The organism is Prevotella sp. P6B1 (assembly GCF_000702825.1).
Classification (GTDB): domain Bacteria; phylum Bacteroidota; class Bacteroidia; order Bacteroidales; family Bacteroidaceae; genus Prevotella.
Genome location: NZ_JNKF01000002.1, coordinates 14,792 through 32,901, shown reverse-complemented (window position 1 = coordinate 32,901; position 18,110 = coordinate 14,792). Strand labels below are relative to the sequence as shown.

Annotated in this window: 17 protein-coding genes; 3 read left to right on the top strand and 14 right to left on the bottom strand. The window is 51.9% G+C overall.

Features of this window, described 5'->3' with window-relative positions; translation table 11 throughout:
• Nucleotides 1-3: 3 nt before the first annotated feature.
• The 5 genes from T495_RS0100495 to T495_RS0100475 all read right to left on the bottom strand — a co-directional run bounded on the left by T495_RS0100495 (nt 4) and on the right by T495_RS0100475 (nt 5,243).
• Complete coding sequence (locus T495_RS0100495; RefSeq protein ID WP_028904503.1) at nt 4-912, bottom strand: FimB/Mfa2 family fimbrial subunit; 909 nt, start codon at nt 910-912, stop codon at nt 4-6.
• Between the two features lie 3 nt (nt 913-915).
• Nucleotides 916-1,788, bottom strand: a complete 873-nt coding sequence (locus T495_RS0100490) for a FimB/Mfa2 family fimbrial subunit (protein WP_081831948.1) — start codon at nt 1,786-1,788, stop codon at nt 916-918.
• A 167-nt stretch (nt 1,789-1,955) separates the two neighbouring features.
• Nucleotides 1,956-3,122, bottom strand: coding sequence for an FprA family A-type flavoprotein (locus tag T495_RS0100485; RefSeq protein WP_155993350.1), 1,167 nt, complete (start codon nt 3,120-3,122; stop codon nt 1,956-1,958).
• A gap of 76 nt (nt 3,123-3,198) precedes the next feature.
• Nucleotides 3,199-3,975 carry a TIGR03915 family putative DNA repair protein gene (locus tag T495_RS0100480; protein ID WP_028904500.1) on the bottom strand — a complete coding sequence of 259 codons (777 nt, stop codon included), beginning with the start codon at nt 3,973-3,975 and terminating at the stop codon, nt 3,199-3,201.
• A complete protein-coding gene (locus T495_RS0100475; RefSeq protein ID WP_369793215.1) occupies nt 3,972-5,243 on the bottom strand; it encodes a putative DNA modification/repair radical SAM protein in 1,272 nt (423 codons plus the stop codon). The genes T495_RS0100480 and T495_RS0100475 overlap by 4 nt, the downstream gene beginning before the upstream one ends.
• 384 nt (nt 5,244-5,627) lie before the next feature.
• Between T495_RS0100475 and T495_RS15670 the strand changes: the two genes are divergently transcribed.
• Nucleotides 5,628-5,762, top strand: a complete 135-nt coding sequence (locus tag T495_RS15670) for a smalltalk protein (RefSeq protein ID WP_231495024.1) — start codon at nt 5,628-5,630, stop codon at nt 5,760-5,762.
• Nucleotides 5,763-6,015: 253 nt separating this feature from the next.
• Here the strand turns inward: T495_RS15670 and T495_RS0100470 are convergent, their stop codons facing one another.
• Nucleotides 6,016-6,597 carry a DNA-directed RNA polymerase subunit alpha C-terminal domain-containing protein gene (locus T495_RS0100470; protein WP_033147236.1) on the bottom strand — a complete coding sequence of 194 codons (582 nt, stop codon included), beginning with the start codon at nt 6,595-6,597 and terminating at the stop codon, nt 6,016-6,018.
• Between the two features lie 157 nt (nt 6,598-6,754).
• On the opposite strand from T495_RS0100470, the gene T495_RS0100465 reads away from it, so the two are divergent.
• On the top strand, nt 6,755-7,993 hold the full coding sequence (locus T495_RS0100465) for an AGE family epimerase/isomerase (RefSeq protein WP_028904402.1): 1,239 nt from the start codon (nt 6,755-6,757) through the stop codon (nt 7,991-7,993).
• 47 nt (nt 7,994-8,040) lie between these two features.
• On the opposite strand, the gene T495_RS0100460 is transcribed toward T495_RS0100465, so the two are convergent.
• The 5 genes from T495_RS0100460 to T495_RS0100440 are packed head-to-tail and all read right to left on the bottom strand — an operon-like array spanning nt 8,041 to nt 14,226.
• Complete coding sequence (locus T495_RS0100460; protein ID WP_028904401.1) at nt 8,041-9,186, bottom strand: Rid family hydrolase; 1,146 nt, start codon at nt 9,184-9,186, stop codon at nt 8,041-8,043.
• Nucleotides 9,183-9,767 carry a hypothetical protein gene (locus T495_RS0100455; RefSeq protein WP_155950147.1) on the bottom strand — a complete coding sequence of 195 codons (585 nt, stop codon included), beginning with the start codon at nt 9,765-9,767 and terminating at the stop codon, nt 9,183-9,185. The genes T495_RS0100460 and T495_RS0100455 overlap by 4 nt, the downstream gene beginning before the upstream one ends.
• A gap of 2 nt (nt 9,768-9,769) precedes the next feature.
• Nucleotides 9,770-11,524: a di-heme oxidoredictase family protein gene (locus tag T495_RS0100450; protein WP_051651788.1), complete on the bottom strand. Its 1,755-nt coding sequence runs from the start codon at nt 11,522-11,524 to the stop codon at nt 9,770-9,772.
• A 25-nt stretch (nt 11,525-11,549) separates the two neighbouring features.
• A complete protein-coding gene (locus T495_RS0100445) occupies nt 11,550-12,869 on the bottom strand; it encodes an imelysin family protein (RefSeq protein ID WP_051523173.1) in 1,320 nt (439 codons plus the stop codon).
• Nucleotides 12,870-12,924: 55 nt separating this feature from the next.
• Nucleotides 12,925-14,226, bottom strand: a complete 1,302-nt coding sequence (locus T495_RS0100440; RefSeq protein ID WP_028904398.1) for a hypothetical protein — start codon at nt 14,224-14,226, stop codon at nt 12,925-12,927.
• A 200-nt stretch (nt 14,227-14,426) separates the two neighbouring features.
• Between T495_RS0100440 and T495_RS0100435 the strand changes: the two genes are divergently transcribed.
• Complete coding sequence (locus tag T495_RS0100435) at nt 14,427-15,389, top strand: LuxR C-terminal-related transcriptional regulator (protein WP_033147235.1); 963 nt, start codon at nt 14,427-14,429, stop codon at nt 15,387-15,389.
• Nucleotides 15,390-15,406: 17 nt separating this feature from the next.
• Here T495_RS0100435 and T495_RS0100430 read toward each other — a convergent pair whose 3' ends face one another.
• The 3 genes from T495_RS0100430 to T495_RS0100420 are packed head-to-tail and all read right to left on the bottom strand — an operon-like array spanning nt 15,407 to nt 18,107.
• Nucleotides 15,407-16,909 (bottom strand): HAMP domain-containing sensor histidine kinase, encoded by a 1,503-nt coding sequence (locus T495_RS0100430; protein ID WP_033147234.1) that lies wholly within the window; start codon nt 16,907-16,909, stop codon nt 15,407-15,409.
• A 38-nt stretch (nt 16,910-16,947) separates the two neighbouring features.
• Nucleotides 16,948-17,418, bottom strand: a complete 471-nt coding sequence (gene ribH, locus T495_RS0100425) for a 6,7-dimethyl-8-ribityllumazine synthase (protein WP_033147233.1) — start codon at nt 17,416-17,418, stop codon at nt 16,948-16,950.
• A gap of 5 nt (nt 17,419-17,423) precedes the next feature.
• The gene (locus T495_RS0100420; RefSeq protein ID WP_028904394.1) at nt 17,424-18,107 is read right to left on the bottom strand and encodes a tetratricopeptide repeat protein; all 684 of its coding nucleotides are present in this window, start codon (nt 18,105-18,107) and stop codon (nt 17,424-17,426) included.
• Nucleotides 18,108-18,110 lie beyond the last annotated feature (3 nt).

Sequence of the window (18,110 nt, the reverse complement as noted above, 5' to 3'; positions counted from 1 at the left end):
AGATTAGAACGCAGCGTTGTAATCATCGAGCCAGGATTCAACTTTGAAAGCAACCGCCGAAGCCGTGGTACTAAAGATGTCACCCGACAGAATAGTACAACGGTTTCGTTTCAGCGACACGTCTTTGGCCACCTTAGTCGACAACACATCGTTATTTGCATCCAGTGCCTCGATAGTGATGTCCATCGTCTGTTCATCGCTATCCAAGAAGATATAGCTGATGACGTCAACAGGCGCCACACTGGTCAACGACGAAGGCGAGTTAGTCACTATTACCCCAGTATTGGTCAACGCCTGTCCCGTAGTGGGGTTAAAGCTTTTGCCACCAGCAGCATAAGTCGTACGTATCTTCGTGCAACTCGCAGAGCGGTTGTCATTCGATACGATTCTCAACTTAGCCACAACACGCTTCAGCGTCACATCGAGATCCGTCGGTGTACCACTGGTCACCGTGACACTCTGCACGGCTGTCAACGTCTCGCGCGCACGTTCACTGGTATAGCCAGCTGCTTCCGGACTGGAAAGGGTAAAGTTATCCCCCTCACTTCGTCCACGGGCAACAGCCACCATCGTATAGTGGCCCACAGGCAACTGACACGCGAACTCACCAAAGGTCGTGTAGCCAGCCGGCACACTGCGATCCTGTTCTTGCCGATAGGCTTCAGAGCCATCGGCATTGAAAAACACAAGATCGATTACCTTCACGCCGGCATAGTCTTCCACCGCCTGAGTGCCACGCGTACCAGCGATAGCTTCCTGTGTCACAGTGAAGCCACTCATGTGTACACGGATGGGTACCATCTCGTTTTCAGGGTTTTCTACTGGGGCGTTTCCACCCGTTTGCTCAGCATCTTTGCTGCAACCTACAGCCATGAGTACCACAGCTGTACAAACTAATAATTTGAATTTCATTGATTAAAAATTTATTAAATGTTCACCCTCCCAATCGTCTTGGATGCCAATAACGATAGTAAGAGATGAACTGGTTGATTCTGAGAAAAAAGGTCCGCTGAGTTTAGTTATCAGTCGACGCTTCATCGGCACATCGAATTCACGTTCACAAACGATATTCTGTTGTTCATCGTAGGCTGTTGCCTGCAGATGAATCGTACCTTCGTCACTATGCAGAAAAGTGTACAGATCATATACCGATGATTCTTTACCAGGCTCAACTGGGAAGAACTCGGTCTGCGTGCTATTCACACTCCCCAACCCCGTCGCAGCATTAAAGGCACCCGAGCCTCCTTTATACTGGAACCGCATCTGATCGACACCTGTCGGAATAGCATCGGTCAATTCTACTCTACAGAGCGATACGATACGCTTCAGATCAGCCTGTACCGTCAGTGGCGCGTCGCCCACCTCCACAGTGGTATGATACAGAAAGGTGTCGGTAAACCCATCGCTATTATCAAACCTGATTTTGGTTGGGTCGGTCATGGTCGGATTCCCCTTACTACTATGGGCAACCACTACCACATCATATACACCAGGCTCCAGCGCAAACGCAGTGGCACCAAAACTGTCATCGCTGATGGTTTGATTCACCTGCTTCACGCGCTTACCAGCCTCATCATAAATAGCGAAATTCAGGCGGTTAAAGTTGACCGTTCCATCTGTTCGTGTTTTTGACGTATCAAACGACTGCTGCTCTATCCGAAATACACGAACAACGACATTTCCATTAGCATCACCACCCGACTTCTCCGATTGAGGAAAAACGGGCTTCTCGCACGACATAATGGCTAATAAGGCGAGAACAGAAACAGAAGAATGCCTTACATTCATAGTTGTTGATAATTGTTGTTTTTTTAGAACTTTTGGCAAATATAGACAGCATTTCTCAATAAACCAAATTATTTAACTTTTTTTGCACCAATTTTATAATTAAAAAAACAAAGGTGCCCTGAAATCAGGACACCTTCCGTTTATTTAACAATAATTTAAATCTGATATTATTGCACCAGCGCCTCAGCCAATTGCTCCAGCAGGGGCTCATCGGTAGTCTTCATGCGCGAGCGGATAGTAACCATCGGCTCTACGATTTCGCAGTCCTTCAGGGCTTCAATCATCGTGCGCATGGTCTTGCCGGCAGTGGGCGCCCAGCTACCGTTCTCGATAATACCGAACTTACGCTTCTGGTAGTTCTTGATTTGCAGGTGATACAGGAAGTCGTGCATCACGGGGAACACACCTGCATCGTAGCTCGATGCAGCCACCACTACCGTAGGATAGCGGAAAGCATCCTCGATAACCTCAGCCATATCCGAGCGACTCAGGTCGCTCACCACAACCTTAGGAGCGCCCTTTGCACGCAGGATCTCTCCCAGTCTCTCAGCAGCCTTAGCTGTGCCACCATGAATGCTGGCGTAGGCTATCAGTATACCCTCGCTCTCAGGCTCGTATTTGCTCCAGATATCATACAGACGCACAGCCTCTGTCAGGGCCTCCCCCTTCAACATAGGTCCATGCAGCGGACAGATAGCCTGCACATCCAGGGCAGCCATTTTCTTCACCACCATCTGCACCTGCGAGCCGTATTTACCACAGATATTAAAGTAATAGCGACGTGCCTCACAAGCCCAATCGTCAGTCTCGTGTACCAGCGCACCAAACTTTCCAAAGCCATCTGCCGAGAACAGCACCTTGTCGGTAGTGTCGTAACTCATAATCACCTCTGGCCAGTGAATCATGGCTGCACCGATAAACTGCAGTGTGTGCTTACCCAAAGCAAGGGTATCGCCCTCCTTTACGGTCATCACGCGACCTGTAAAATCAACGCCCTCAAAGAAGTTCGACAGCATCTTCACGGCCTGGACACTGCACACCAGTTGCACGCCAGGATAAGTCTCCAGCATCCAGGCAATCAGTGCCGAGTGGTCGGGCTCCATATGGTGAACCACCAGATAGTCAGGCTGGCGTCCATTCAGAGCCGCAGTCAGGTTCGCTTTCCACTCCTCTCCTTTACGGCGGTCGGCAGTATCCAGCACTGCTATCTTCTCATCATCGATGAGATACGAGTTATAACTCATGCCCTCGGGCACCACATACTGACTCTCAAACAGATCGATGTCCAGATCATCCACACCGATGTACTTGATGGTATCGCTTATCATAATCATAGTTCAAATTTGTTCGACTGCAAAAATACGAATAAGCAAGCAAAACACCAAAGGAAAACAGTTTTTTTTGCAAATATTACCCATTCTTTTCTGTCATGTATCTCCAATAGCGGCGCGGCATATCCTGCAACTGCTTACGGGGATTCATACGTTCCTTGATGCAGATGGCCTTAAAGTAAGTGCGCCAAAGGTCTTGGAACAACTGGTCGTTGTCGCTCAACACGTCGGCATCCATCTTGCCATTCCTCAGGTCGAAGGGCACAGCGGCCTCATCCTCGAAGGTGACGCGGAGGGGCGCTACATGACCATCGTAATAATACCCGTAATGCCGCTTCGCATCATAGATCAGCCAAGGCTGGTCGTTAAACCGATCCTGAAAATGGTCGGTGATGATAGGCAACACATTATGGTCAGGCGAAACAACGCCCAGATAAGTACCGTCCTTTGCCTTCTGGAAGCGGATGAACTGCTTCATCCTCAGCTGTTCATGCAACACTCTGCGGGCAATATCTGTCACAGCCAGCACATCAGCATCAGCAAAATTTCGTGATATATCGCCCAACTTAAACACCTTACATATATATAGGAACAACGGTGTGTTCAGTTCTCGCTGTTCCGACAGCCAACTGACAGAAATCAGTCGCAGGGCCTCACAACTGAGCTTTTTCTCCAGTCCAGCCCATACCCGTCGTGCTTTCTCTTCGTCTGTCGTCACGTGGTAGATTCGTTCGCAAAACAGTGGCAGGACATCGCCCTCCGCCAGGAGTTGCTCTGGTTGTTCCTTCAGATAGAAAGCATCGAACACTGCCGTCAGCAGCCCGTCCAACGTTCTGTCAAATACATATACCGTCATTCTCCAAAATCCAGTTTTAGTTGTCGTTCTTCTGCTGCCCGTTTCTGCTGCGCTTTCGAGATCAGCAGCGGTCTTAGTCGCTCTGGTCGCATTTCGTTAATGCCGATGATAGGCTGCGAGAACTGCGAGGTCAGTTCGTTGCACGTAATAAAGTACTTCGCCTTCTTCATCACTACGCCCATCTTCTTCAGGTCGAATGATGTGAGGCGGTTGAATCGTCGCGAGTTCACGATGAGCCATGCCGACTTGGTACCGAGTCCAGGCACTCTCAATAGCTGCTCGTAATCAGCCACATTGATGTCCACAGGGAAATATGCTGGATGCCGTAGTGCCCAAGCCAGTTTCGGATCTACCTCCAGGTCGAGATTGGCGTGCTGGTCATCCACTATCTCGTCAACTTTAAAATGATAGAATCGCAACAACCAATCAGCCTGATAGAGCCGGTTCTCGCGCACCAATGGCGGCTGCTTGAGTATGGGCAGTCGTGGGTCGTAGGTGTTCACACTCACATAACCCGAATAGTACACGCGCCTCATCGTAGGCTGTCCATAGAGCATCGACGACATCAGCAGGATATCCTTGTCCGTCTCTTTCGTCGCGCCTACAATCATCTGTGTCGATTGTCCGGCTGGCACAAACCTTGGTGCATAGCGGTATTTCTTGCGGTCTTCTTTATTCTCCAGCACCCCCTGCTGAATCATCTTCATCGGCTGGAACACGCTTTGGTGGTCTTTCTCAGGCGCAAGGAGTTTCAGCGACGCCTCCTTGGGAATCTCGATGTTCACGCTCATACGGTCGGCATAGCGCCCTGCCTCATTGAGCAGTTCCTGCGAACAGCCGGGGATGCCCTTTAGGTGGATATAGCCGTTGAAGCGATGAACGGTTCTGAGATCGCGGGCAATAGCCGTCAACCGCTCCATCGTATAGTCAGGATTGCGCACCACCCCACTCGACAGGAAGAGCCCCTCAATGTAGTTTCTGCGATAGAACTCCATCGTGATTTCCTCGAGTTCGCTCACGCTCAGCGTCGCCCGCTTGATGTCATTGCTCCGCCGATTGATACAGTAGGCACAGTCGTACATGCAGTAGTTCGTCAGCATCACCTTCAGCAACGAGATACAGCGCCCGTCATCGGCAAACGAGTGGCAGATGCCTACCCCGCCTACCGTAGAGCCCACCATACCCTGCTTACCTTTACGTACGGTACCGCTCGACGAACACGACACATCGTATTTCGCCGACTCTGCGAGTATCCGCAATTTCTCCATTGTTTTTTCTGTCAACATGGCTGCAAAGATACAAGCAGACTGTCCCAAAAGTCGGGACACCCTCAATTATTTAACATTCTTTACGATTCAAGTCATCGTTTCATCCAGTATTGGCGTTCCTGTTCCGGCATCTTTTCGATGGCATAGCGCAGCATGGTGCGAGGCATCTCGTGAGCACCGCAAAGTGTAGCCAGACGTCGCCGTTGATGATGATTCGACCATCCTATAGTATAAGAGCTGATAGTGTTATACTATAGGGGCGTTAGTATGATACTAAAGGGCTGTTAGTGTTATACTACAGCACCGTTAGTGTCATACCATAGGGGGAAGATGGGGAAGATGTTTTCTATATAATATTAAAATTAAATACCTAAATCACTTACATTGACGATTGAGAGATTTAGGTATTTCTTTCGCATATTCCTATATATATCTTCCCCATCTTCCCCCCAAAAAATAGCATCAATCGCAACTGCCATCCTGACTGCACTGGGAGCCACCTCGTGTATGGGTTATTAGCACATCGTACAGAGGGAAAACAAACAAAAGAGGCTTGCATTTGTTTGCAAGCCCCTTTTGTTATATGATGTCTATGACACTACAAAGATACTAATTTTTTAGCAAATCACAACACTCGGTTGTTAGTGAGTAGTGTATGAACGACGTCTATGACTCTGCAAGGATACAATTATATCTCAAAAACTCCACCCCTCCTCCTAAGAAGATGGGGAGAATGATGCGATAGTACGTCCGTCATCTCTGTATTCTCGTCTCACTCTATGTCAAGTCGCTTAAACAACGATTCCAAATCATCCATGCATTTCCGACCAAAACGAGGAATTAACATGAGTGTGTCTTTATCCTGGTTAATTAAGTCTCTAACTGTATTGCAACCATAACTTTTCAAGGCATTCACTGTCCTGACTGTTAAACCACAATCAGTTAGCGGCTTAGATAAGACGAGTGGATCTATAGGCTTTTTCGGATTCTTTTCATATACAGCCAAACGATCTTCCAATTCGGCAATCTTATCCAGAAGACGCTTGTTCTCTTCACACAAAAGTTCGTTTTTAGTATGTACTTTATAGATTTCATCAATTTTCGACAACTTTAATGCTGTTGTTGCCGCTATCGTCATAACACGCTCACGAGGAAGGCCTACTGTTTCGGCTACATAAGATAGGTTTTCACCTGATATCAGCTCTGTTAAGATGAAGGCAGGACGTTCTTCAAGATATGGTTTACACATCCTGATAAGTGTGAGCTGGTTCTCAATAAAGGCCTTCCTCGCCCTTCGGGGCGTAATAAAGATTCCTTTGGCTTCTTCGACGATTTCTTTATTATCCTTGTACATATTTAATTTTTGTATTCTATCAATATCCTTTCAGTCTGCAAAGATAACATTTTTTACGGAGACACAAAACTTTTAGGGAACAAAATGAATCTCTACGGATAAAATTTGGAACTTATCGGATTTGTATGTATATTTGCAGCGTAAATCTTACTGAGACATGAGAAAGAACATGGTAATGATGCTGGCAGCGATGGCGATGGCCGTGGCTGGCTGGGCTGACACGAAAGAGGTGCTGCGCACAGAGACTACGCAGAACCTCAAAGAGAACATCCTGCCCTTCTGGATGGAGAAGACCATCGACCCGCGCGGCGGATTCTATGGCGTAGTGCTGAACAGCGGACAGCCCGTGGAACGGGCGCCCAAAGGGGCGGTGCTGAATGCACGCATCGTCTGGACCTTTGCCAAGGCTTACCGACAGGATTCGCTGCTTGCCTACAAACAGATGGCCGACCGCGCCGCTGCGTATTACATCAGCCACTTCATAGACCTGCAATACGGCGGCGTGTACTGGATGGTGGACTGCAACGGAAAGCCCTGGGATACCACCAAACAGACCTACGCCTGCGCCTTCGGCATCTACGGACTGGCCGAGCACTACCGCGCCACGGGCAGCACCAACAGCTTAGAGGCTGCCAAGCAGCTCTATGCCACACTGGAAGAGAAGGTACACGACAAGGGCAAGCAGGGCTACATAGAATCGTATAAGCGCGACTTTACGAAAGCTCCGCTCATAGGCGTTGACGGACAGGCGGGCGCCTCGAAGACGATGAACACCCACATCCACCTGCTGGAGGCCTACACCACGCTCTATCAGGTGTGGCCCGACGAGGGACTGAAGCGTAACCTCATAGAGCTGATCGACATCCTGCAGACCAAGCTCTATGCGCCCCAGACGCACCACCTCATCCTGTACTGCAACGACGACTGGCAGCCCATAGGCGAGACCGACTCGTACGGACACGACATCGAGACGTCGTGGCTGATGTGCGAGGCTGCCGCTGCCATAGGCGATGCAGCACTGAAGAAGCAGGTGGAGCAGCAGGCTGTGGACATGGCGCGTACAGCCCTGCGCGAGGGCCTCAACGCCGAGGGTGCCATGCTCTATGAGAAGACACCCAAGGGCATGAACAAGCAACTGTCGTGGTGGCCGCAATGCGAGACCATCATCGGCTGCGTGAACGCCTGGCAGATAACTGGCGACGAGACGTTCTTAGAGGCCGCACTCAACAACTGGAAATACGTGAAGGCCCACTTCGTGGATGACCAGAAGGGCGGCTGGTTCAAGTCGCTGACTGACGACGGGCGACCAGCCGACATACCGAAGGTGAGCGAGTGGAACTGCCCCTATCACAACAGCCGACTGGCTTTCGAACTGGCAGAGCGCCTGCAACCATAGGTACAAAAAAAGAGGCTTGCATTTGTTTGCAAGCCCCTTTTGTTATATCAGAACTGTGGGAGTTCGGGATGACTCACGGCCTTGATAGCCATACACTCCATCTCGACCAGCCAGCCGGGACGGCACACGGGCGCCAACACAATGACGCAGGGCTTGCCTGGGAAACGCTCGGCAAACAGACTGCGCACCACGTCGTAGTCGGCCACGTCACGCAGATACACTATCATGTGGGCTACATCATCGAACGTACACTCCGCCTCGCTGAGCAGCGCCTCCACATTATCCCACATGCGGCGCGTCTGCTGCTCGATATCCTTGGCATACATCACCTCGCCCTTGTTGTTGATCGAGGCGGTGCCCGAGATCAGCACATGACGGCGGTCGGCATAGTCGATATAGGTGCCACGCTCGAACGACACACCATAGTCGCTGGTGCGATTGAGATGGGTGGGCGCATAGAGGTAGTGGATCTGCTCCTGACGGATGCCGGCAATGGCGTAGTTATCCATCTGCGAGAGCACGTTGGTATCCTGCTGGCGGCCACCAATGCCGGTAGAGGCTATGAAGTGGGTGTTCTGCGTGAGGCCCTGGGTGAAGAACACCTGGTTGCGGGCACGCACCACCCCACCGTAGTTCAGGTCGATATCGTTGACAAAGAGCCAGGTGCGCAGGCAGTTGTCGGCCAGCGTACAGCCCTCTTCGGCCAGCTGCATGATATACTCGTTGAAGAGCAGGCGCATCTGGTACTCGGAGTTGGCAGCGAGGTTATGTGCCGAGGCGTTGAACAGATGGCGGAAGGCACCGTGGCGCACCTCGTAGAGGCCGCTGTTGGTCATACCGGTCTGCACGTCGGACATGAGCCACACCCACAGGGCTATCTTGGTGCCATCGAGGGGCGGCTGCTGGATGATGCTCTTGGCGCAATCGGTCACGTCGGCCACTACCACATCGTCGGCCTGATTGGCGGCATCGCTCAGGAAGTAGCGTTTGAAGACGGCCTGGGTGCCAGGCAACTGGGAGAGCAAGCCGGCATAGGCGTTCATCACGGCTTCGAGCTGCTGAGCAAACGTCAGGCGGCTGCCCGCCACGTGGATCATGGCGTGGTACTCGCGCACCTCGTTGCCGCTATCGAAGCTGAACACTTCGGCACGGGCTTGATTGAATTCGATTTGAGTCAGTTTCAGATCTTTCATGATGCTATTCGTTTGGGGTGCAAAGTTACGAATAATAATCGAGAAACGAGCACAACCAACAGAAAAAATACAGCGATATAAGCCAGGTGGGCTGCCTGCACGGGACTCTTGGCCTGCGTGCCTCCGAAACGGCACTGGTACTGCAGCATCTTTTCAATATAGGCATCGACCGTGGCCCAGCGCCCTGCCTCGACCTCGGCCTTCAGGCGGGGGAACACCTCGTGGATGTAGCGCTGATGCTCGGCACCCATCGCAGCGGGCAGCTGGTCGATGGCGCTGTACCACTCTACCCTGCCCTCCACCTGATGGGGAAAGAAGCGCATGCCCTGCCAGTTATCGTCCTGCAGGATAAAGCTGGCGAAGAGCTGCTCGACCGTGAGCGTGTCCTCAGCCTGCATCAACTGGCGCGCATGACTGGTGAGCGACGACACCCGCGTGCCGTCGTTGAGCAGCAGCTGACAGAAATGGGCCGCCTGCTTCTGAGGCATGAGCAGCCTGGATGCCGAGACAGAGGCTGACCCTGCCACGAGCAGCAGGGTCAGCACCATGAAACATTGGAATATAAACAAGTTTTTTCTCATCCTCAGATAGATTCGATGAATTTCACCACGGCGTCGCGATCGGCCTTGGGCAGATTGTAGAACTTCTCTGTAGGCCTGTAGGCATCGCTCTGCTTAGAGTAGCCGTGCCACATGATGGCCTCGATGACCGTGCGGGCACGACAGTCGTGCAGACGGTCGTCGGCACCTGTGAGACGGCGGCTCAGACCGCGGCCCCAGAGTGGCGTGGTGCGGCACCAGCCAGTGCGGATATCGTTGGCCATGAACAGACGGTGCTGTACCAGGTCGGTGTATGGCCAGATGGTCTGGTTGGCATACTTAGGCAGCATGCTGCTGGCGCTCTTGCCTACCGACTGGGCATACGACTTAATGCTGGCATCGATCCACATATTGTCCGATCCCGTCTTCCACGACGGACGGTGGCAGTTGGCACAACCTATCTCGCTGAAGAGCTGCTTACCACGCTGCACATCGGCATCGTTCAGGTTGCGGGCAGCAGGCACAGCCAGTCCGCGGTGCCATACCATAAACTGGTAGTACTGCTTGTCGCTCATCTCCTCGTTGCCATGATAGGGCGCACCCTTCACCAGGTACTTCTCGAAGGTGTCCTTGCTGCCGACAGAGGTGCAGCTCAGAATCTCGTTCACACGGGTGGCGATGCCCTCGTCGGTACCATCGGCATAGTAGGGATAGAGCATGCTGGTGGGCGACGAGCCGTGCTGCTTGATGTAGCTGATCACCTCGGGGTCCTCGCTCTGAGCCTTAGCCCAGGCAGCGGTAGAATAGAGCCAGTGGCGGTCGGAACGGGTCACGTTAGTGATGTTCCAGATAGCATTCGAGCCTGCACCGTCCTGCAGCGAGCCACGGGTCATGGCGTAGGTGAAGCGCTTGAGCGGACCGTGCGAACCGTGGTGCGAGCCAAGGTCGTTGTAAGGTGCCGAATAGTAGGCGCTGGCCTTGAACGTGTTGTTCTCCTGATCCCACATGGCGGGGTTCAGCGTGGCGTGCGCGGCCTCCTTGGCCCACTGGGCCTCGATATCAGCATCGTCGATGGCATCGAGCAGGGCGGTACCATACACACCGATGGTCGACTCTAAGCGCACAGCATAGTCGGTGGGCTTAGGATTGGTGTTGAAGGCCGACTGCGGGATGCGCACCTCGGGGTAGATGAGCGAGTAGCTCTCACCATCGGGGAAGGTCATCGAAAGGCCGCTCTCCATCGCCGTCACGTTCTTCCACTCAATCTCAATCTGATTCTCGTCGATAGGCGCCTTGAAGGGAGCCATGGCCTGTGTCTGCGGCATGCCTGTTACCTCTGAGATATAGGCATTGGTCTCGGGGTGATAGATCACCAGCAGATAGCCGTTACCAATCTGGTTGGCACGATAGGCTTCCTGACGCCTGCCGTGACCATAGCTGGGGTGACAGGCGATACACGAGTTGCGCACCCAGGCGGGGCCCAAGCCCTTGCGGGGCTCCTGCTCGAAGGTGTAGAGCTTCTCGAAGAAACCCTCGCCGGTATTGAAGTCCTCAAGCATGCCTGCCATCTTCTCGACAACAGGTGTGGGGGCTGAATAGCTGGCCTTGTCGGTGGTTCCCAGCTGTCCGCCAGGAAACCACTCGTCGGCCGTAAAGTTACCCACAGCCTTACCGAAGGCCTGTTCCTCCTCTTCCAGTTCGCCCAACGTCTTAGCATGATCGTCAGAGCAAGCTGTAAGCACTGGTACAGCCATCAGGGCAGCCATGGCCCAATTAGTAATCTTCCAAGTACTTGTCATAGTTATTATCCTTACATTGTTCTTATTATTCATCTACTTCCCAGTCCTCATCGTCCTCGAAAGCGATGTTCCAGATGGTGCAGCAGTACTTCACGAAGGGTGAAGGCATGTTGCTGATACCAGCAATGGCGCTTACGTAGGCATTCTCCACCTTCTGGTTGACGGCATCCTTCTTCACGCTGGCAAAGAAGGTGTGGAAGCTGTACTTATTGGCCTTCTTATCGGTAGAACCCAGCCATACGTTGCGGATAGAACGGATGTTATCGCGGAAGTCGGTGATAGAGTTATAGCTATAAGGCGACTCAACATACGATACATCACCTGCCGAGAAGGGGTTGGCAATCTTGGCGGTACCCACCTCGTTGGCAATGGCCAGACAGCTACCCTCATCGTCGGAGAGCACCTGGGCGATAGCGTCCTTCAGGGTTGGGAACGAGCTGTTGCTACCAGATACACCGGCATTGATCAGGTTGTCGCCATAAGAGAGGCCTTTCTCAGTCTGATACTTCAGGTTAGCACCCTTCACTACTGACAAGCGGGCAGCATTCTTACCACCGTCCCAGGCACACTGCAGCTGGAAGGTGCGCTGCTTGAGCAGGGTGCAGATGGTCTGGGCATAAGCCAGCTCCTGAGCACCTGTGATATTCTCGAAATTCTTGTAGGTATCGTTGCCCTTCAGCTCGGCCACCTTACGAGGCTGACCATCGCGGAACAGGATGAACTCGAGGGCGTGGAAACCAAGGATGGTAGCATCGTCGAGCATCTCGTCGTTCATACCGTTGTTGAAGTAGCTGAGCAGCAGCGAACGGTTCAATGGCCATGAGTCGATAGTAGGATCGACATCGAAATCAGAGGCGGCACCCATCAGGAAGGCCTCGCTCTGCTCCCAGTACATACGGGCTGCCTTGAAGTCGCGGCAAGCCTCATCGATCTGAGCCTGAGTGATGGTGCTGGTGGTCAGGCCGTTCAGGGTGCTCTCGAGCGCCTCGGTGTTGTCGGCCAGCTGGGTGTAGGTAGGCACAATCACATTGTTGACCAGATTCTTCAGCACCTCGCGGAGGTAAGTTTCCTGAGCCTCGGTGAGCTTAGCCGAGCCAATCAGGGCATTGGCTGATTCGAGCTCACTGACCACGTCGGCACAACCATCGACGGCACCCTCACCAAACGATTTCACACTGAAGTTAGCAGCTGTGGTGTTCAGGCCATAGGAATCCTCGTCAACCACTGGGGTTGTCTCAGTCACACTGAACTCGTCTTCATTGCCCTTCTTGTCATCGTCGTTGCTACAAGCAGCGAACGAGAGTCCCATCATCAGGACAGCCATTGAATAATAGATCTTTTTCATTTTTCTTTTTACATTAATCAGTTTCTTAAATACCTATTTATAATTATTGATTAGTTTACATGAAGAAGCCCTCGTAGGTAACACCGATGCTGACAGAAGGCTCGTCGTTGTACAGGCTCTTCAGCAGACGGTGCGAATACTCGGCCTTGATGGCAATCTCGGGCACAGGATAGTAGTTCACACCAAAGGCCATACGCTTCACCTCGGTATAGTCGTAGGCAGTACTCTTGGTGTTGCTGGCATAGGGGTTGTACTGCTCGTAGCGGCCGAACACGTAGAGCTTCTGCTCGTCGGCACGCATACAGCTGATCTGCGAGAACACATCGTAGCCGGCCTCGATACCCACGGCATAGGCATTCTTGCTCACGAAAGCAGAATGATGGTAGGGCGACTTCTTATTTGTGCGGTTATACACATACTTCAGCTGCTCGGCATCGCCCAGATAGCCATAGTCGGCCTGGCCGCGCACAATCCAGTTGTGGTCGTCGTAGGTGAAGTCGAAGGCACCAATCAGCACCTGCCCCTTATACTCGGCATCCACGCCATTGGCATTGCGGGGATAGCTGTTGCCGATGCTCTCGCCATAATAGCCACTCAGGCCCAGACGCAGACCACGCACCGCATAGTTGTCGATACGCAGGGCCACACCATACTTATTAGCCACCTCGAACTCCAGCGGGTTGGCTGCCCCCTTCTTGATCCAGTTCACATTCGTGAAATTGTCGGCATTCAGGCCAGCCAGCAGCTGAGCCTCGTAGCGGAACGACTTATAGCGGCCGAAGAACGACACACCCGTCTGGTGCCACGTGCTGGGCATGATGGTGTTCTCGCCCTCAGGACGATACACGGTGAAGAAGTTCAGAGGCTCGTGGTGGGCATTGTTCAGACCCACGGGCACCACGATATGGCCGAAACGCAGGTTGGCTGCGCGCGAAAAGGTTTTCTGAATCCAGAACTGCTCCAGCTCTACCTCGCCGCCCTTCTCGGTCTCCTGTTCCCATTCGCCGCCTTCCTCGTCTTCCTTCTCGTAGGCCAGGCCGGCACCGCCATGCTCGAACTCAACCTCGGTACCGAACGACCAGCCCTTACCGAAGTCGTAGCCCAGATAAATCACGGCATGGGGGATATCGAAACGCCCGTGGCTGGGATCGTTCTTATGAGCCTCGGGCTGACTGTAACGGCTCACATGGTCGCTAAAGAAATTACGTGAGTAAGCTACCTCGCCGTAGCCACCCACGCTCAACTTGTTGCCCTTGGCGTGCTGCATCACGCTGTCGGCAGCATTAACCTGTGCCATGGCATCGGTGGCACAAACCACCGCCATGCAGCACATTGAAAACTTAACAAACTTATTCATTACTAACTCAATTTTCCAATTTTGGCTGCAAAGGTAGAGCGATTCGCACAATTACACAATACCTAAAAATAATGAAATAGCGTTAAAAAAGCGCTAAATCACCACAAAGAGTGTAGAAAATACCCAATTGTGATTATTGCAGAAATCAAAAATATGTCGTAATTTTGCACCCGTAATCATTAATAGGTAGATAGAAGAAAATGAAGAATCAGAAAATGTACGAGGCGGACGACAAAATGATATCGCTGATCCGCGACAACTACGACCTGTTACAGAGTCTGGGCAGCTTTGGCATCAACTTAGGTTTTGGCGACAAGACCGTGCGCGAGACCTGCGAGGATAATGATGTAGACACCTACACCTTCCTGGCTGTGGTGAACTACACCATCAACGGCTACGGCGAGTTTGAGGCCGACGAGCAACTCAGTGTGCCCACCCTGCTCCACTATCTGGAGGCCAGCCACGCCTATTTCCTGGAGTTTCAGCTACCTTATATCCGTAGAGAGCTGGCTGAGAGCCTCGACGAGAACGACTCGCTGGGCCGACTCATCCTCAAATTCTACGATGAGTATGCCCACGAGATACGCCGACACATGCAGTACGAACAGAAAACCCTGTTCCCCTACGTACAACAGCTGATTGACGGTGAGCCTGCCAATGATTACAATGTAGAGACCTTCTCGAAGCACCACGGTGCCGCCGACAAGAAACTGCGCGAGCTGAAACTGCTCATCATCAAATATCTGCCGCAAGACGGACTGCACAACAACCAGCTGACAGCCACCCTCCACGACATCTACGAGAACGAGGTATGGCTGCGCCAGCACGCTGAGGTGGAGGACCATATCTTTGTGCCTGCCATCCGCCGACTGGAGCAGATCACCAAGCAGCAGGATGTGAGCCGCAACATTTCAGGCATGGTATTCGGTAACGCCCAGGCACAGAATCCTGACGCACTGAGCGACCGCGAGAAAGACGTGATTATTTCGCTGGTACAGGGTATGTCGAACAAGGAGATAGCCGATCATCTGTGTATCTCGATCAATACGGTGATTACACACCGCCGCAACATAGCCCGCAAGCTTCAAATACATTCACCAGCCGGATTGACCATCTATGCAATAGTCAATGGGCTGGTGGACATATCAACTGTAAAGTTATAAAAGGTGTAGTTGTTTGCTTAAGAATGTAACAACAGCACGAAACGTGTACCCTTGGTGAACTCGGGATCGATATCGAGGTCGCCCTTCATCTTCAGTGCCATCTGCTTACAGATTGGCAGGCCGAGACCGTCGCCCTCAGTAAAGTCCTTCACCTCGGTGAATGGTTTGAACACATCGTCGCGCTTATCCTCGGGGATAGGCTCACCCGTATTGGATACCAGGAACTGGTGCACGTGAGCACCACGCTTTTTGTACTCCAGACTGATGGTACCATCCTCAGGAACATAGATCACTGCATTATTCAGCAGATGGAGCAGGATATGCGATACATACTCCTTGTTCATGCTGACGCTCAGATTGGGCACATTGACCTTCAAGGCCACGCCCTTCTTCAACTTAGGCTTAACCTCCTGAGCCAGCGACTCGCAGAACGGGGTAATCTGAACATCCTCGGCAGCTACCGCCTCATCCATCGAGTTCTCCAGATTTGAGAGGGTGGCAATGTGCTCGGAGAAATCGAGCAAGGCCTTCACCTCAGGGATCTTTGCATCGAGCTTGTGGAGCGTAGGATTGAGCTGAGCCGAGATATTGCTGATGAACTTAGCCTTCAGCGCATTGTTATCATTAGCCAGACGGATGGTCTTCTTCTGGTTGCGGGTGAGCAGGATGAAGCGCATCAGCACGATGCCACCCAGCACCAAAGCGGCAGCAAGCGCAGCAGCGAGGATGCAGAGACCCACGATGATAGCCTGGCGCGCTGTGAGCGAGCTGGCCTGATCGTCAATCTTTGCCTCGTTGTCGGCAATCTGCTTCTTCAGAGCACCTGTCTCGTCGGCAAGTTTCAGATTGTTAACCGAATCCTTCCATGCCAGATAGTTGCTGTACGACTGAGCCACCATATTGGCATTGCCACTACGACGGGCATTGGCAATGAGCGTCTGATATACGCCGTCAACCTTGTCGTACTGCTTCGAAGCGGTCAGCTTGCTGGCCATCTCCTGGAATACGGCATTGCCCTGGGCATTCTGTCCGAACGAATAGTGGTACACCGCTTTATTATATAGCAGGTCGTTCTTCAAAGCCTCATCAGCAGCATAGGTCACCTGATTCTCCATGATACCAATCTGGTCCTTGGCACTGTCGCTCTTACGCAGCTTGATATACATGACCAGGCGCTCCTTGGTGATGATATAGTGGAGCGCAGCACGCTGCTTGGAATCCTTTGTGCGGATATCAATCTCCTGATCGGCACGACGCAGCAAATCGAAAGCCTCTTTCCAAAAGTTATCCCTATAGTACATGGCCGCACCACGAGTAGCACACTCCATACCGGCCTTTAACTGGCCTGCCTTGGCATACTCTTCGAAAGCACGGATGAAATTGAAACGGGCACCTGCCACGCTTCCCTTTGCCAACTCGCTCTCAGCAAGCTGATGCAACTCACTTTTCTTGGTCTCTTGTGCGCTTACATTGCTAAAGCCTAAGCTCAAGCAAAAGAGTAGAATAAATACTTTTTTCATAATACCATAGTTATAATTAGAAATTAGCCGTAGCTGTGTTAGAATTTTGCCATCTTGATGGCTACTACAGCGCACTCATCACCCTTGTTGCCCAGACGGCCGCCTGCACGGTCGAGCGCCTGCTGCTTATCGTTGGTGGTAAGCAAGCCGTAGATCACAGGAATATTGCTCGTGGCATTCATACGAGCAATACCTTCAGTTACGCCCTGACAGATGTAGTCGAAATGCGGTGTCTCGCCACGGATCACACTACCCAGCACGATTACAGCATCGTAACCATCGTTAAGTGTCATCTGGTGAGCACCATAGATCAGTTCGAAACTGCCAGGAACGGTCTTCACATGGATGTTTTCAGACAAAGCGCCATGCTTTTCGAGTGTGCTAACACATCCGTCAAGCAGGGCGCCAGTTATTTCGGGATTCCACTCTGCCACTACCACTCCGAAAATCATATTCGAAGCATCGGGCACTGTGGTAATATCGTATTCCGATAAGTTTTTAGTAGCCATGTTTTTTATTTAGCTGAAACACGCTCAATATAACCATCGATGGTCTGGTAAGCCATTGAGTTGAAGTACTTCTCCTTCACCTCCTGATACAGCTTCAGAGCCTCATCGTTCTTACCTTGGCTCTCGAGAATCTCACCAGCCTGAATCAGAAAGGTAGGAGACAGAGAGTTATTGTCGGCCTTCTCAGCAGCCTTCTTCAGGTGAGAAACAGCCTTGTCGAGCTGGTTCAGGTGAGCATATACATTACCTAAAGCACCCTCGGCAGCAGGAGAAATCATCTGATCGTCGGCACCATCGAACTCCTCGAGGTACTTAGCAGCATCTTCCCACTTATTGAGCTTTGCGCTGCAAAGGCCGGCATAGAGGTTAGCCAGGTTACCAGCATCTGTAGAACTGTACTCATCAGCCAACTTCACGAAGCCCTTGAAATTAGCGCTATCGCCAGTCAAAGCCTTCTGATACTCGCCTGCCATGAAGAGCTCCTGGCCCTTAGCAATGGCGGTGCTTGCCTTCACCTCGTTAGGACCGCTTACATAGGTCACGTAGAGGACTGTACCTGTGATGATTAATACAATTGCTACTACTGCAGCACCAATGGCCTTCTTGTACTTTACGAAGAAAGCCTCACTCTGATTCAGGCTCTGCTCAGCTGTCTGGGCGGCCTGCTGTTGATTTGTTGTATTTGCCATTAT